14 protein-coding genes are annotated in these 15,336 nt (G+C 71.5%); 11 read left to right on the forward strand and 3 right to left on the reverse strand.

Annotated features, from left to right (window positions below):
• The first annotated feature begins 78 nt into the window (after positions 1-78).
• From cobM to cobC, 6 genes are all read left to right on the forward strand, one after another.
• Positions 79-900, forward strand: coding sequence for a precorrin-4 C(11)-methyltransferase (gene cobM, locus AB0D12_RS27975; protein WP_362688443.1), 822 nt, complete (start codon positions 79-81; stop codon positions 898-900).
• A complete protein-coding gene (gene cbiE, locus AB0D12_RS27980; protein ID WP_362688446.1) occupies positions 897-2,162 on the forward strand; it encodes a precorrin-6y C5,15-methyltransferase (decarboxylating) subunit CbiE in 1,266 nt (421 codons plus the stop codon). Before cobM ends, cbiE begins: the two co-directional genes overlap by 4 nt.
• Positions 2,159-3,856 carry a precorrin-3B C(17)-methyltransferase gene (cobJ, locus tag AB0D12_RS27985; RefSeq protein WP_362688449.1) on the forward strand — a complete coding sequence of 566 codons (1,698 nt, stop codon included), beginning with the start codon at positions 2,159-2,161 and terminating at the stop codon, positions 3,854-3,856. The genes cbiE and cobJ overlap by 4 nt, the downstream gene beginning before the upstream one ends.
• Before the next feature lie 505 nt (positions 3,857-4,361).
• Positions 4,362-4,946: a precorrin-8X methylmutase gene (locus AB0D12_RS27990; RefSeq protein ID WP_327322796.1), complete on the forward strand. Its 585-nt coding sequence runs from the start codon at positions 4,362-4,364 to the stop codon at positions 4,944-4,946.
• Positions 4,943-5,875, forward strand: a complete 933-nt coding sequence (locus tag AB0D12_RS27995; protein ID WP_362688453.1) for a sirohydrochlorin chelatase — start codon at positions 4,943-4,945, stop codon at positions 5,873-5,875. The genes AB0D12_RS27990 and AB0D12_RS27995 overlap by 4 nt, the downstream gene beginning before the upstream one ends.
• Complete coding sequence (gene cobC / locus AB0D12_RS28000) at positions 5,859-6,914, forward strand: Rv2231c family pyridoxal phosphate-dependent protein CobC (protein ID WP_362688456.1); 1,056 nt, start codon at positions 5,859-5,861, stop codon at positions 6,912-6,914. The genes AB0D12_RS27995 and cobC overlap by 17 nt, the downstream gene beginning before the upstream one ends.
• Before the next feature lie 66 nt (positions 6,915-6,980).
• On the opposite strand, the gene AB0D12_RS28005 is transcribed toward cobC, so the two are convergent.
• Positions 6,981-7,904, reverse strand: coding sequence for an SCO1860 family LAETG-anchored protein (locus AB0D12_RS28005; protein ID WP_362688459.1), 924 nt, complete (start codon positions 7,902-7,904; stop codon positions 6,981-6,983).
• Positions 7,905-8,225: 321 nt separating this feature from the next.
• Positions 8,226-9,311 (reverse strand): amidohydrolase family protein, encoded by a 1,086-nt coding sequence (locus AB0D12_RS28010; RefSeq protein WP_362688462.1) that lies wholly within the window; start codon positions 9,309-9,311, stop codon positions 8,226-8,228.
• Between the two features lie 74 nt (positions 9,312-9,385).
• Between AB0D12_RS28010 and AB0D12_RS28015 the strand changes: the two genes are divergently transcribed.
• The 5 genes from AB0D12_RS28015 (at position 9,386) to thpD (ending at position 14,004) form a co-directional block, all read left to right on the forward strand.
• Positions 9,386-10,486, forward strand: coding sequence for an aminotransferase class V-fold PLP-dependent enzyme (locus AB0D12_RS28015; protein ID WP_362688465.1), 1,101 nt, complete (start codon positions 9,386-9,388; stop codon positions 10,484-10,486).
• 360 nt (positions 10,487-10,846) lie between these two features.
• Entirely contained in the window at positions 10,847-11,383 is a 537-nt protein-coding gene (ectA, locus tag AB0D12_RS28020) for a diaminobutyrate acetyltransferase (protein WP_362688468.1), read from the forward strand.
• Between the two features lie 22 nt (positions 11,384-11,405).
• Positions 11,406-12,674, forward strand: coding sequence for a diaminobutyrate--2-oxoglutarate transaminase (gene ectB, locus AB0D12_RS28025; protein WP_362688471.1), 1,269 nt, complete (start codon positions 11,406-11,408; stop codon positions 12,672-12,674).
• A 31-nt stretch (positions 12,675-12,705) separates the two neighbouring features.
• On the forward strand, positions 12,706-13,104 hold the full coding sequence (locus AB0D12_RS28030; protein ID WP_362688474.1) for an ectoine synthase: 399 nt from the start codon (positions 12,706-12,708) through the stop codon (positions 13,102-13,104).
• Positions 13,105-13,107: 3 nt separating this feature from the next.
• On the forward strand, positions 13,108-14,004 hold the full coding sequence (thpD, locus tag AB0D12_RS28035; protein ID WP_362688477.1) for an ectoine hydroxylase: 897 nt from the start codon (positions 13,108-13,110) through the stop codon (positions 14,002-14,004).
• 172 nt (positions 14,005-14,176) lie between these two features.
• Here thpD and AB0D12_RS28040 read toward each other — a convergent pair whose 3' ends face one another.
• Complete coding sequence (locus AB0D12_RS28040; RefSeq protein WP_362688480.1) at positions 14,177-15,247, reverse strand: alkene reductase; 1,071 nt, start codon at positions 15,245-15,247, stop codon at positions 14,177-14,179.
• Positions 15,248-15,336: the final 89 nt, after the last annotated feature.

Consider the following 15,336-nt stretch of genomic DNA (forward strand, 5'->3'; position numbering starts at 1 on the left):
CGGATTGACCCGTCTCTTCGCACCCTTCCGATCGAGATCCGCCCGAATCACCCGAATGACCCGAGAGGACCCCCGCTCATGGCCGATGCCGCCACCCACGGCAAGGTGACCTTTGTCGGCGCCGGCCCTGGCGCCGCCGATCTGCTGACGTTCCGCGCCGCGCGTGCCATCGCCGACGCCGACATCGTCATCTGGGCGGCGAGCCTGGTGCAGGCCGACGTCCTTGACCACGCCCGCGACGGCGCCGAGATCCTCGACTCGGCAGCCATGTCACTGGAGGACGTCGTCTCCGTGTACGAGCGGGCGCTCGACGAGGGCCTGCGCGTCGCCAGGATCCACTCCGGCGACCCCGCCCTGTGGGGCGGCACCCAGGAGCAGCTCGACCGGTGTGTGGATCTCGGCCTGGAGGTCGAGATCGTGCCGGGCGTCTCGTCGTTCTCGGCGGTCGCCGCGATCGCTCAGCGCGAGCTGACGATCCCGGAGGTCGCGCAGTCCGTGATCCTGACCCGGCTCGGCGGCGGCAAGACACCGATGCCGCCGGGCGAGGAGGTACGGGAGTTCGCGCGGCACGGCACGACGATGGCGCTCTTCCTGTCGGCGGCGCGCTCGGGCCAGTTGACGCAGGAGCTGCTGGAGGGCGGCTATCCGACGAGTACGCCGGTGGTCATCGCGTACCAGGCGACCTGGCCTGAGGAGCTGATCCTGCGCTGCACGATCGGCACGCTGGAGGAGACGGTCAAGGAGCACAAGCTCTGGAAGCACACGCTGTTCCTGGTCGGTCCGGCGCTGGCGGCTTCCGGGACGCGCTCGCATCTGTACCACCCGGGGCACTTCCACGGCTTCCGGAAGGCCGACCCGGCCGCCCGCAAGGCGCTGCGCGCGCAGGGCGCGACGCCGTGATCACGGTCATCGGTACGGGGACGGGCGCGCCGCTCTCCGTACGCGACGCCGAGGCGCTCACCGCGGCCACGCTGGTGGTGGGTGCCCGGCGGCATCTGACGGCGGCGTGCCGTGCGGCCGATGTGCCCGCCGACGCGGAACAGCTGGTGCTGGGACCGCTCGCGCCCGCGCTCGACGTGATCGAGAAGAAGCTGGCCGGCGGCGGGGCCGGCGTGGTGGTGCTGGCCTCGGGCGACCCCGGATTCTTCGGGATCGTACGGGCGTTGGCCGAGCGTTTCGGCGCGGACGCGCTGGACGTGCGGCCGGGGGCGCCGTCAGTGGCGGTCGCCTTCGCGCGGATCGGGCTGCCATGGGACGACGCGGTCGTCGTCAGTGCGCACGGCCGTGATCTGCGGACCGCGGTCAATGTATGCCGTGCGCATCCCAAGACGGCTGTGCTGACCGGTCCCGGCTCGGGGCCCGCCGAGCTGGGCGCCGAGCTGGCGTACCGGGCCGCGGAGCGGACGCTGGTGGTGGCGACGGCGCTCGGCGACCCGGAGCACGAGCGGATCGAGCGGATGTCGCCCGCGGAGGCGGCGGCGCGTGAGTGGGACGCGGTGAGCGTGGTGCTCTGCGTGGACGAGCGGCGGGCGCTGTCGCCGGTGCAGCGGACGGTCTCGGTGCCCATCGGTCCGGACCGGTGGGCGCTGTCCGAGGGAGAGTTCGAGCACCGCGACTCGATGATTACCAAGTTCGAGGTACGGGCGCTGGCGCTGGCGCGCCTCGGGCCGCGTACGGGCGACCTCGTGTGGGACATCGGCGCGGGGTCCGGTTCGGTGGCGGTGGAGTGCGCGCGGTTCGGCGCGGCCGTGGTGGCCGTGGAGAAGACCCCCGACGGCGTGGAGCGGATCCGCGCGAACGCGGCCGCGCACGGTGTGGACGTACGGGCCGTGCACGGCGCGGCGCCCACGGTGCTGTCCCATCTGGGGGACCCGGACGCGGTGTTCATCGGCGGCGGCGGCGCGGAGCTGCCCGCGATCGTCACCGCGTGCGCGCGGCGGGCCCGGCGCACGGTGGTCGTCGCGCTGGCCGCGCTGGACCGGGTGGCTGCGGTACGGGGCGCGCTGGCCGCCGCCGGGTTCGTGTCCGACGGCGTGCTGCTGCACTCGTCACGGCTGGCCCCGCTGCCCGGAGATGTGACACGGCTGGCGTCCGTCAACCCCGTCTTCCTGCTGTGGGGCGACCGCCCCGCGGATTCGGTGAACGAAGGAGCAATTCAGTGATCGGCCTGATCTCCGCCACGGCGGCGGGCGCCGCCGCCCGCGACCGGCTGGCCGCGGCCTGGCCCGGCCGCACCCGGGTGTACGAGGGCCCGGTGCGCGAGTCGGTGGAGCGCGCGTTCGCGGAGTGCGAGCAGCTGGTGTGCTTCCTGGCGACGGGCGCGGTGGTACGGCTGATCGCCCCGCTGCTCGCGGACAAGTCGGCGGACCCGGGCGTGGTGTGCGTGGACGAGGGGCAGCGGTACGCGGTGTCGCTGCTGGGCGGCCACGGCGGCGGCGCGAACGAGCTGGCGGCGGAGGTCGCGGACGTCCTGGGCTGCACCCCGGTGGTGACGACGGCGACGGACGCGACGGACATCCCTGGTCTGGACACGCTGGGCCTGCCGGTGGAGGGCGCGGTCGCGGCGGTGACGCGGGCGGTGCTGGACGACGAGCCGGTGGCGCTGCGGGCGGACGCGGTGTGGCCGTTGCCGCCGCTGCCGCCGAATGTGGGTGCTGACGTGACTGCTGACGGTGCCGCCGTCCTCCGGGTGACCGACCGGCTCGTCGAACCGGGCGCACAGGAAGTCGTGTTGCGGCCCGCGTCGCTCGTCGTCGGGGTCGGAGCGTCCAAGGGGGCTCCCGTCGAGGAGGTGCTCGGGCTCGTCGAGGAGTCGCTGCGTGACGCCGGGCTCTCCGTACTGAGCGTCGTGGAGCTGGCGACGGTCGACGCGAAGGCGGAGGAGCCCGGGATCGTCGGGGCCGCGGAGCGGCTCGGAGTGCCGGTCGTCACGTACGCGGCGGAGGAGCTCTCCTCGGTCACCGTGCCGAACCCGTCCGACGCGCCGCTCGCCGCCGTGGGGACGCCGTCGGTCGCGGAGGCCGCCGCGCTCGTGGGCGGCGGCGAACTCCTGGTGCCGAAGCGGAAGTCGAGCCCCGAGGGGCGTGCGGCGATGGCGACCTGCGCGATCGTGCGCAGGCCGCCGCGCGGCCGGCTGGCCGTGGTCGGGCTCGGGCCCGGGGCCCGCGATCTGGTCACCCCGCGCGCCACCGAGGAGCTGCGGCGGGCCTCCGTACTGGTTGGGCTCGATCAGTACGTAGACCAGATCCGCGACCTGCTCAGGCCCGGCACGCGCGTGATCGAGTCCGGCCTCGGGGCGGAGGAGGAACGGGCCCGTACGGCTGTCGCCGAGGCCCGCGCCGGGCATGCGGTCGCGCTGATCGGGAGCGGCGACGCGGGTGTGTACGCGATGGCCTCGCCCGCGCTCGCCGAGGCGTCCGACGACATCGACGTGGTCGGCGTACCGGGCGTGACCGCGGCGCTCGCGGCAGCCGCGATCCTGGGTGCGCCGCTCGGGCACGACCATGTCTCGATCAGCCTGTCCGATCTGCACACGCCGTGGGAGATCATCGAGCGCCGGGTGCGGGCCGCCGCGGAGGCGGACATCATCGTCACCTTCTACAACCCGCGCAGCCGCGGCCGCGACTGGCAGCTCCCGAAGGCGCTGACGATCCTCGCCGAGCACCGGGAGCCGGTGACGCCGGTGGGTGTCGTGCGCAACGCGTCGCGCGTGGACGAATCCAGCCGCGTGACGACTCTCGCCGGACTGGATCCGGCGACGGTGGACATGATGACGGTCGTGACGGTCGGCAACACGGCCACGCGCGAGATCGCGGGCCGCATGGTGACGCCGCGCGGCTACCGGTGGCAGTCGTGAGGGCCCGCGGCGACGCGCTCGCGGTTGCGGAGGCGTGCGGGGCGCGTGTGGTGTGCCCCGGCAGCGAGGCGGCCGTGGACGGGGCACCCCACCACGCGGGCGCGGGCGCAGCCCCGGGCACGGGTACGGGCGCAGCCCCGGGCACGGGCGCTGACGCAAGGGCGGGCGCAGCCCCGGGCACGGGCGCAGCCCCGGGCACGCGCGCAGCCCCGGGCACGCGCGCAGCCCCGGGCACGCGCGCAGGCACCGGCGCAGGCACGGGCACGCGCGCAGGCACCGGCGCAGGCACGCGCGCCGACGCAAGGGCGGGCGCAGCCCAGGGCACGCGCGCAGGCACGGACCACACCGGCCGACCCATGTCGCACGCCGGCAGCGCCCAGGCCTGTCCCCCATCGCCGGCGACAGCCGGCACCGCATCCACATGGCGCGGACCGCTCACCCCTTCACGCCCGCTGACAGCCGGCACCGCACCCTTCACCCACCGCCGCCACTCCGGAGTCGCCTCGTGACCCGCGTTGTCCACCCCATCGAGCAGGAGTCGTTCCGGCGGCTCCGGTCCCGGCTCGATACCAGCGGATTCCAGCCACTGACGCGGGCCGTCGTGGAGCGAGTCATTCACTCCGCGGCCGATCTCGAGTACGCCACCGATCTCGTCTGCGACGAGGCCTCCCTCGTCGCCGCGCACGACGCGCTGCACACCGGTGCGCCGGTCGTCGCCGATGTCGAGATGGTCGCCGCCGGGATCACCCGGCGCGAGACCGTCTGCCGGCTCAAGGACGCCGAGTCCGGCCCGGGGCTCACCCGTTCCGCACACGCGATCCGTCTCGCGTACGAGCAGGTCGGGCCCGGCGCGATCTGGGTGATCGGCTGTGCGCCGACCGCTCTCGAGGAGCTCCTCGTCCTCGACGCCGCTCCCGCGCTCGTCATCGGGCTGCCCGTCGGTTTCGTCGGCGCGGCCGAGTCCAAGGCCGCGCTGCGCGAGAGCGGGCTGCCGGCCGTCAGCAACGTGTCCGAAAAGGGCGGCAGCGCGGTCGCCGCGGCCGCGCTCAATGCTCTGCTGTACCACCCCCACATCAAGGAGAACGCGTGACCACGCCGCCCGCACTGCTGATCGCCGGCCACGGCACCCGCGACGAAGCCGGGGCCGAGGCCTTCCGGGACTTCGTACGGGAGCTGGGGCGGCGCCATCCCGAACTCCCCGTCGCCGGCGGCTTCATCGAGCTGTCCCCGCCGCCGCTCGGCGACGCCGTCACCGAGCTGGTGGAGCAGGGCGTGAACCGCTTCGCCGCGGTGCCGCTGATGCTGGTGTCGGCCGGGCACGCCAAGGGCGACATCCCGGCGGCGCTGGCCCGCGAGCGGGAGCGGCATCCCGGGATCTCGTACACCTACGGCCGCCCGCTCGGCCCGCACCCGTCGCTGCTGACCGTCCTGGAGCGGCGGCTCGACGAGGCGCTGGGCTCCACGGTCCGTACGCCCTCCGACCGCGCCGATGTGACCGTGCTGCTGGTGGGCCGCGGTTCCACCGACCCGGACGCCAACGCCGAAGTACTCAAGGCTGCCCGGCTGCTGTGGGAGGGGCGGGGGTACGCGGGTGTGGAGACGGCGTTCGTCTCCCTCGCCGCCCCCGATGTGCCCAGCGGTCTCGACCGGTGCGTGAAGCTGGGGGCGCGCCGGATCGTCGTACTCCCGTACTTCCTGTTCACCGGCATCCTGCCGGACCGGGTGCGTCAGCAGACGCAGGGCTGGGCGGCGGCGCATCCCGAGGTGGAGGTGGTGTCGGCCGATGTGATCGGCCCCACCGAGGAGTTGCTGGACCTGGTCATGGAGCGCTACCGGGAGGCCGTCGCCGGCGACATCCGGATGAACTGCGACTCCTGTGTGTACCGGATCGCGCTGCCGAGTTTCGAGGACAAGGTGGGCATCCCGCAGCAGCCGCACTTCCACCCGGACGACGACGGTCACCACCACGGCCAAGGCCACGGGCATCACCCACACGGCAGCCATGCGCACTCACACTGACGCATACGATCTGCGCCACCACGGTGACGCGGAGGTGCGGGACGCCCACCTCACGGACCTCGCGGTCAATGTCCGGGCCGGCACTCCCCCGGACTGGCTGCGCGAGCGCATCGCCTGCTCGCTGACGGCCCTGGCGGCGTATCCGGACGGGCGGGCGGCGCGCGCGGCGGTCGCGCAGCGGCACGGTGTGCCGGTGGAGCGGGTGCTGCTGACGGCGGGGGCCGCGGAGGCATTCGTGCTGCTGGCCCGCGCCCTGACGGTACGTCATCCATTGGTCGTGCACCCGCAGTTCACGGAGCCGGAGGCCGCGCTGCGGGACGCGGGCCACGAGGTGGCGCGGATGCTGCTGCGCGAGGCGGACGGCTTCCGGCTCGATCCGGCGGCCGTTCCCGACTCGGCGGACCTGGTGGTGATCGGCAATCCGACGAACCCCACGTCCGTACTGCATCCGGCCGCGGACATCGCCGGACTGGCCCGCCCCGGACGGGTGCTGGTGGTCGACGAGGCCTTCATGGACGGGGTGCCCGGCGAGTCCGAGTCGCTCGCGGGCCGGACCGACGTCCCGGGTCTGGTGGTGCTGCGCAGCCTCACCAAGACCTGGGGTCTCGCCGGTCTGCGGATCGGCTATGTGCTCGCCGGGCCGGAGACGATCGAGGCGTTGGAGCGAACCCAGCCGCTGTGGCCGGTCGCCACGCCCGCGCTGGCCGCGGCCGAGGCGTGCATGGAGCCGGCCGCGCTCAAGGAGGCCGCGCAGGCGGCGCACGGGATCGCGACGGATCGGGCGCATCTGCTGGCGGGGCTTGCGGAGTTCGAGGAGGTTCGGGTGGTGGGGGCGGCGGAGGCTTCGTTCGTCCTCGTCCATGTGCGGAGTGGCGCCGAGGTGCGGGAGCGGCTGCGCGGTCTGGGCTTCGCGGCCCGGCGCGGTGATACGTTCCCGGGGCTCGGGCCGGACTGGCTGCGGCTGGCGGTACGCGACCGGGCGACCACCAACCGCTTTCTGCAGGCGCTGGACCAGGCGCTCACCATGGTCGGCGGCTGAGTCGGCGGCTGAGTCGGCGGCTGACGCCCCGCACAGCCTTGCGTGCGGGGCGCCGTAGGCCGGGTGTCAGCTCCTGGACCGTGCGCGGGCCAGCACCATCGCGGCGCCACCGGCCGCCAGCAGCAGGACCGCGCCGCCCGCGAGGTACCGGGTTGTGGTGTTGCCGCCGGTCTCGGCGAGGTCCTCCTTGGCGGGGTCCTCGCCGGACTGCGCCCGCACGCCGTGGCTCGGCCCGGGGGACGGTTCCCGCGCGGCGGACGTCGCGGGCGACTCGCAGGTCGCCTCGGCGAGCGTGACCGTGCCGTTGACCTCGGCGACGTTCAGCTTGAGCGGGTTGACCGACACCTTCAGCTCGAGCGCGGTGGCGGCGGCCGTACGGGACGTGGTGTGCCGCTTCGACAGATCGAGCGTCACCTCGCCGACCCCCGGCACCGCGATCCGGGTGGTGCCGCCGGTGGAGAGCGTGACCTTCTTGCCGAGCACGGTCACCCGGCCGAGCAGATTCGACTCGGCCACCGGCTGCTTGCCCGCCTCGCAGACGGCCTGCGACGTGACCTCCTCGACCTCGACGAGCGCGAGCAGCGGCAGTCCCGGCACATGCAGCCTGACGTGGGCGAGGTTGGTGTAACCCTCGGCCCGGTGCCGGTCGGCGGTGGCCTTCGCAGTGGCGACGTCCGCACGGAGCACCTGGAAGGGCCTGCCCTGGTCGACCCCGTCCAACTGCACGGTCAGCGCGGTCTTCTCGGCACTGGCAGGGGCCTGCACCTCGTTGAGCGTGGCCTTGAGCGGGACGTTGACGGTCTTGTTGAGCAGGGACACATCGAGCCCGGTGCGGAGCACGGCCGCACTTGCCCGTCCCCCGCCGCCGCCCCCGGTGGCATGCGCCGGGGCGGCGAGGACGGCGATGGCCAGGGGGCCTGCGACCAGCGCGGCGGCGGCCGTCGCGGCGGCCCAGCGGCGTGCGGGCATGCGGAAGGTGTGGCTGTTCAAGGTGGTGGAACCCCTACAGGAGACTTGGCGCCGCGGCCGCCCCCGCGGGGACGCATGGACGGTGGCGACTTGAGACACCGGAATCCTTGCGCACTGAGAGTGAACTGACAGACACCTGACGTGAGTTCACCCCAAAGTGGGGTTTCCGTGCCCGTATTCGATTGTTGAGGTACGAGTGTTCCCGCGGGGCCACCCCTGTCACCGCGAACGGAGCAGTACGCCGGTCAACCGCACCGCCCCGCACGTGAAGTGCTTCGACGAGCGGTGCAGCCTCGGTCACGCTGGGTCACCGCGGCGGCGCGCTACAGGGAGCGGCGCCCCTCAGCCGACCACACGGCCGTTGAGGATCACCCGCCGCGGCGCCGCCAGAGCCCTGACGTCAGCCCGCGGATCCGTGTCGTAGACCACCAGGTCCGCCGGCGCGCCCTCCTCCAGCACCGGGCGGCCCAGCCACTGACGTGCTCCCCAGGCCGTCGCCGACAGCGCCTGGAGCGGCGGGATGCCCGCCTTCACCAGTTCCGCCACCTCCGCGGCGACCAGACCGTGGGCCAGCGAGCCGCCCGCGTCCGTACCGACGAAGACCGGGATGCCCGCGTCGTACGCCGCGCGCACCGTGTCGTAGCGGCGCTCGTACAACCTGCGCATATGGGCGGACCAGTCGGGGAACTTCGCTTCGGCGCCCGCCGCGAGGTCCGGGAACGTCGCGATGTTGACCAGCGTCGGAACGATCGCGACGCCCCGCTCCGCGAACAGCGGGATGGTGTCCTCGGTGAGCCCCGTGGCGTGCTCGATGCAGTCGATGCCCGCCTCGACCAGGTCCCGGAGCGCGACCTCGGCGAAGCAGTGCGCGGTCACCCGCGCGCCCAGCCGGTGCGCCTCGGCGATCGCCGCGGCGACCTCGCCGCGGGGCCAGCAGGCGGTCAGATCGCCCGCGTCCCGGTCGATCCAGTCGCCGACGAGCTTGACCCAGCCGTCGCCGCGCCGCGCCTCCTGCGCGACATACGCGACGAGGTCGCCCGGCTCGATCTCATGGGCGTAGTTACGGATGTAGCGGCGGGTGCGCGCGATGTGCCGGCCCGCTCTGATGATCTTCGGCAAGTCCTCGCGGTCGTCGATCCAGCGGGTGTCGGACGGCGATCCGGCGTCGCGGATGAGCAGCGTGCCCGCGTCCCGGTCGGTGAGCGCCTGCTTCTCGCTGGTCGTCTCGTCGACCGCGCCGTGATGGTCAAGACCGACATGGCAGTGCGCGTCGACCAGACCGGGCAGCGCCCAGCCCTCGAGGGTCAGTGCCTCGGCGCGCGGCCGGTCGTACGTGATCCGGCCGTCCACCGCCCACAGCTCGTCCCTGACGTCGTCGGGACCGACGAGCACCCGCCCCTTCACATGCAGCACCACGTGATCGCTCATGTCCAGCACTGTACGAGGCGCTGAGTACCCTCGGCGCAGTAGGCCGAACACACCTTCGCGAGGAGAGCACCGCCGTGACGCACCCCCTCCTCGATCCGGCCCCGATGACCGCCGCGCACTTCGCGGCCATCGAGGGGCGGGTCGCCGCACTGCTCGACACCGAGCAGGACGTGGTGATCATGCAGGGCGAGGCGCTGCTCCCGCTGGAGGGCTGCATCCGCGGCGGTGCGCGGCCGGGATCGACCGCGCTGAACGTGGTCACGGGACCGTACGGGCAGACCTTCGGGAACTGGCTGCGCGACTGCGGGGCGAGCGTCGTCGACCTCGAGGTGCCCTTCCATGCCGCGGTGACCGCGGCACAGGTGGAGCAGGCGCTGGCCGCGCACCCGGAGATCGACTTCGTCTCTCTGGTGCACGCCGAGGCGGCGACCGGAAACACCAACCCGGTGGCCGAGATCGGCGAGGTGGTACGCCGGCACGGGGCGCTGTTCATGCTGGACGCGGTGGCCTCGGTGGCCGCCGAGCCGCTGCTGCCGGACGTCTGGGGCGTGGACCTGTGTGTGATCGGCGCACAGAAGGCGATGGGCGGCCCGGCCGGGGTGTCCATGGTGTCGGTGAGCGAGCGCGCCTGGGAGCGGTTCGCCGCCAACCCGGCCGCGCCCCGGCACTCGTACCTCTCTCTCCTCGACTGGAAGGAGCGCTGGATCGACGGCGGCCGCAAGGCGCTGCTGCACGCTCCCGCCCAGCTGGAGATGCTGGCACTGGAGGCCTGTGTGGAGCGGATCGAGGCGGAGGGCCTCGATGCGCTGATGGCGCGTCATGCCTCGGCCGCTGCGGCCACGCGCGCGGGCGCACTGGCGCTCGGCGGCGGTCTCGAGCCGTACGTCCACGAGGCGCGGGAGGCGGCGCCGGTGGCCACAACGCTGCGTTCCCCGGCCGGAGTCGACGCCTCCGAGCTGGTCGCGAAGGCACTCGCGGCCGACCCGTCGCTGCCGCTGATCGCGGGTGGCGGGTCGCTGGCCAAGGAGATGCTCCGGGTCAATCACTACGGCGTGGACGCCACCCGGGGCACGGTGCAGTCCTCGCTGGCGGCACTGGGCGCGGCGCTCGGCGAGTCGGGTGTGACGGTGGACCTGGAGGCGGCCCGGCGCGCGGTCACCGAGGCCTGGCGCTGACCCGTACTCTTCTCGGCGAACAGCATTTCTCCGGGAACTAAAGTCGGCGTTAATTGAAATAGACGGGAAGCTGCTTTATTACGAGCAGCTTCCCGTATTCTTCTGCCCCCGTTCCGCGATCCTAAACACCAAGGTTTCGACAGGATCGAATGACGTAATTCGGGCGGATCTCGAGAGAGTTACCGACGTGTGACCGACTCCACAACGCGTCCGATTCACCCCGCTAATTCCGGCGCAAAAGCCCCGAAAGCACCCCATCGTCATGCCGACGCTCACGCCCGCGCGATAACACAAAGAGGCACAGCACCCAACCCCTTCCCTCGATGCATTTTCTGAATTTGCTCGGTAAATTTCCTCTGCATGACCGCCGCACAAGAAAACCTTGTACGAGCCAAGACCCCTAGCGAATTCCTGGAGATCGCCACCCCCCGAGTGGAGGACGGAGCCGCGATCTGGCGCATCGCCCGCGACTCCGAGGTCCTGGACCTCAACTCCTCGTACAGCTACCTGCTGTGGTGTCGCGACTTCGCCGCCACCTCCGCGGTGGCGCGCGGCTCCGACGGCGAGCCCATCGCCTTCGTCACCGGCTACGTACGTCCCGACCGCCCCGAGGCACTTGTCGTCTGGCAGGTAGCCGTCGACCATGCGCACCGCGGCCGGGGACTCGCCGGCGTACTGCTGGACGCGCTGACCGCCAGGGTCACCGACGGCCCCGGGATCCGTGAGATCGAGACGACCATCACCCCGGACAACACCGCCTCCGACCGCCTTTTCACCTCCTACGCCCAGCGCCACGGGGCGCGGCTGGAGCGCGAAGTCCTCTTCGACGGCGAGCTGTTCCCCGAAGGAACGCACCAGCCGGAAGTGCTCTACCGCATCGGCCCCCTCTCCGCCTGACCCCCCACATCTGGAGACTGCTGTGACCATCACCCCGCCCGCCCTGAGTGTCTTCGAGACCCTGGAGTCGGAGGTGCGCAGCTACTGCCGCGGTTGGCCCGCAGTGTTCGACCGCGCGCAGGGCAGCTACCTCCACGACGAGGACGGCCACACCTACCTCGACTTCTTCGCCGGCGCCGGATCGCTCAACTACGGGCACAACAACCCGGTGCTGAAACGCGCGCTGATCGACTACATCGAGCGCGACGGCATCACGCACGGCCTGGACATGGCCACCGCGGCCAAACGCGCGTTCCTGGAGTCGTTCGAGAATGTGATCCTGCGGCCGCGCGACCTGCAGTACAAGGTCATGTTCCCCGGCCCGACCGGCACCAACGCGGTCGAGTCGGCGCTCAAGCTGGCCCGCAAGGTGAAGGGGCGCGAGTCCGTCGTCTCGTTCACCAACGCCTTCCACGGCATGTCGCTGGGCTCGCTCGCCGTCACCGGCAACGCCTTCAAGCGCGCCGGCGCCGGTATACCGCTGGTGCACGGCACGCCGATGCCCTTCGACAACTACTTCGAGGGCACGGTCCCGGACTTCCTCTGGTTCGAGCGACTGCTCGAGGACCAGGGCTCAGGACTCAACAAGCCGGCTGCCGTCATCGTCGAGACGGTGCAGGGCGAGGGCGGCATCAATGTCGCCCGCGCCGAGTGGCTGCGCGCCCTGCAGGACCTGTGCCACCGCCAGGACATGCTGCTGATCGTCGACGACATCCAGATGGGCTGCGGCCGTACCGGCGGCTTCTTCTCCTTCGAGGAGGCCGGCATCACGCCGGACATCGTCACCCTGTCGAAGTCCATCAGCGGCTACGGACTGCCCATGTCGCTCTGCCTGTTCAAGCCGGAGCTGGACATCTGGGAGCCGGGCGAGCACAACGGCACCTTCCGCGGCAACAACCCGGCGTTCGTCACCGCCGCCGCCGCGCTCAACACCTACTGGGCCGACGGCCAGATGGAGAAGCAGACCCTGGCGCGCGGCGAGCAGGTCGAGCGTGCGCTGCTGGCCATCGTCGAGGAGAGCGGGGGGACCGGACTGAGCTTCCGCGGCCGCGGCCTGGTGTGGGGCCTGGAGTTCGAGGACAAGGCACGTGCTTCGGCGGTCTGCGCCCGCGCCTTCGAGCTGGGGATGCTGCTGGAGACCTCGGGCCCGGAGAGCGAAGTGGTGAAGCTCCTGCCCGCGCTCACCATCTCCCCCGAAGAGCTGGACGAGGGCCTGCGCATTCTGGCCCGTTCCGTCCGCGAGACGGCCTGACACCCCCGTACGAGAAAGGCAGCAACTCACCGTGATCGTCCGATCGTTCAAGGACATCGAGAACACCGAGCGCCATGTGAAGGCCTCTTCCGGCACCTGGGAGAGCAAGCGCATCGTGCTCGCCAAGGAGAAGGTCGGCTTCTCGCTCCATGAGACCGTGCTGTACGCGGGTACGGAGACGTCGATGTGGTACGCGAACCACATCGAGGCCGTGCTCTGCGTGGAGGGCGAGGCCGAGCTCACCAACGACGAGTCCGGCGAGACCCACTGGATCGAGCCCGGCACGATGTACCTGCTGGACGGCCATGAGCGCCACACCATGCGCCCCAAGACCGATTTCCGCTGTGTCTGCGTCTTCAACCCGCCGGTCACCGGACGGGAGGACCACGACGAGAACGGCGTCTACCCGCTGCTCACCGAGGAGGGCTGAATGATGACCACCGCCCCTGTACGCACCGACCTGTACCCGACCCGCGGCGCAGCTGAGGTGACAACCCCGCGCCGGGACCCGGTCGTCTGGTCCGCGCCCGGAGCGCCGGGACCGATCGTCCCGTCCGCGCTGATTGGCTTCGAGCGGGACGGCTTCCTGACCGTCGACGAGCTGATCACGCCGGACGAGGTCGCGCTCTACCGCGCCGAGTTGGACCGGCTGGTCGCCGACCCCGCGGTACGTGCCGACGATCGCTCGATCATCGAGCCGAAGTCCCAGGACGTGCGCTCGGTCTTCGAGGTGCACAGGCTCAGCGAGATCTTCGCCGGTCTGGTGCGCGACGAGCGGGTGGTGGGCAGAGCCCGGCAGATCCTCGGCTCGGACGTCTACGTCCACCAGTCCCGTATCAATGTGAAGCCGGGCTTCGGCGCCTCGGGCTTCTACTGGCACTCGGACTTCGAGACCTGGCACGCGGAGGACGGCCTGCCGAACATGCGCACCGTCTCCGTCTCGATCGCACTGACCGAGAACCGGGACACCAACGGCGGCCTGATGATCATGCCCGGATCGCACAAGACGTTCCTCGGCTGTGCGGGCGAGACGCCGAAGGACAACTACAAGAAGTCGCTGCAGATGCAGGACGCGGGTACTCCGTCGGACGAAGCGCTGACCCGGTACGCCGACCGGCACGGCATCCGGCTCTTCACCGGCCGGGCCGGGTCGGCGACCTGGTTCGACTGCAACTGCATGCACGGCTCCGGAGACAACATCACCCCGTACCCGCGCAGCAATGTCTTCATCGTCTTCAACAGCGTGGAGAACGCTGCGGTGAAGCCGTTCGCGGCGCCGGTGCCCAGGCCGGAGTACATCGGGGCGCGGGACTTCGCTCCGGTGCGGTAAGCCACTTCTGGCCGGCGGCCGGCCCGCGGCGAGCCGCCATGGGACACAGCATCGGGGCGCGGGACTTCACTCCGGTGCGACAGCCCTGGGACAGCCCGCGACAGCCCTCCCGTACGGGAAGGCCCGACGCCCCTCGCTCGGAGGGGGCCGGGCCTTTCCCGTGCCAACTGCCCTACAGCGCCGGGTAGTCGATGTAGCCCTTGTCGTCACCGCCGAAGAACGAGGCCGTGTCCGGGGTGTTGTACGGGCCTTCGGCCTTGAGCCTGGCCGGCAGGTCCGGGTTGGCCAGGAACAGCGCGCCGAAGGCGAGGATGTCCGCGATGCCGTCCTCGATCAGCCCCAGCGCCCCGTGGTCGGTCGGGCCCTCGGTCGCCGGGTTGAGGATGAAGGTGCCGCTGAACTGCTTGCGCAGCGCGAGCGTCACCTCCCTGAATCCCGGGACCATCTCGACGACATGCAGATAGCCGAGGCCGAGCGGCTCCAGCTCCTTGACCAGCGCGGGGTAGGTCGCCTCCGGGTCGGTCTCGGCGATGTCGTTGTACAAGTTGCCGGGAGAGACCCGCAGTCCGGTCCGCTCCGCGCCGATCGCCTCGGCCACCGCCTTCGTCACCTCGACGGCGAAGCGGATGCGGTTCTGGACGGAGCCGCCCCACTCGTCGGTGCGCAGGTTGGTGTTGTCGGCGAGGAACTGGTGGATGAGGTAGCCGTTGGCGCCGTGCAGTTCGACGCCGTCGAAGCCTGCCTCTATGGCGTTGCGGGACGCGTCGACGAACTCGCCGATGACGGCCGGGATTTCGGCGGCGGACAGCTCGCGCGGGGCGATGAAGTCCTTGGGGCCCTCCTGCGTGTAGAGCTGCCCGGCGGCGGCGACGGCGGACGGAGCCACGCTCACCAGCTCCTGGTCCGGCCAGAGCACCGGGTGGCCGATGCGTCCGGCGTGCATGATCTGGGCGAAGATCTTCCCGCCCTTGGCGTGCACGGCGTCGGTGACCTTGCGCCAGGCGACGATCTGCTCGTCGCTGTGCAGGCCCGGAGTGTTCGGGTAGCCCTGGCCGAGGACCGAGGGCTGGATGCCCTCGGTGATGATCAGGCCGGCCGATGCGCGCTGGCCGTAGTACTCGACAGTGGAGTCGGTGACGGTGAGCCCTTCACCGAACGCCCGGCTGCGGGTCATCGGCGCCATGGCGATCCGGTTGCCGAGCTGTGTGCCGGACAGATCGATCGGGTCGAATGCGGTGGTCATGAAAGCTCCCCAGAATTTATGTGGTCGGCCAAGTAAGCGCGCCGAGAGTCACTGTAGACCATTAATTGGCCGACCAAGGTAAAGTTTCT

The sequence above is a fragment of the Streptomyces sp. NPDC048479 genome, from assembly GCF_040651435.1.
GTDB lineage: Bacteria > Actinomycetota > Actinomycetes > Streptomycetales > Streptomycetaceae > Streptomyces.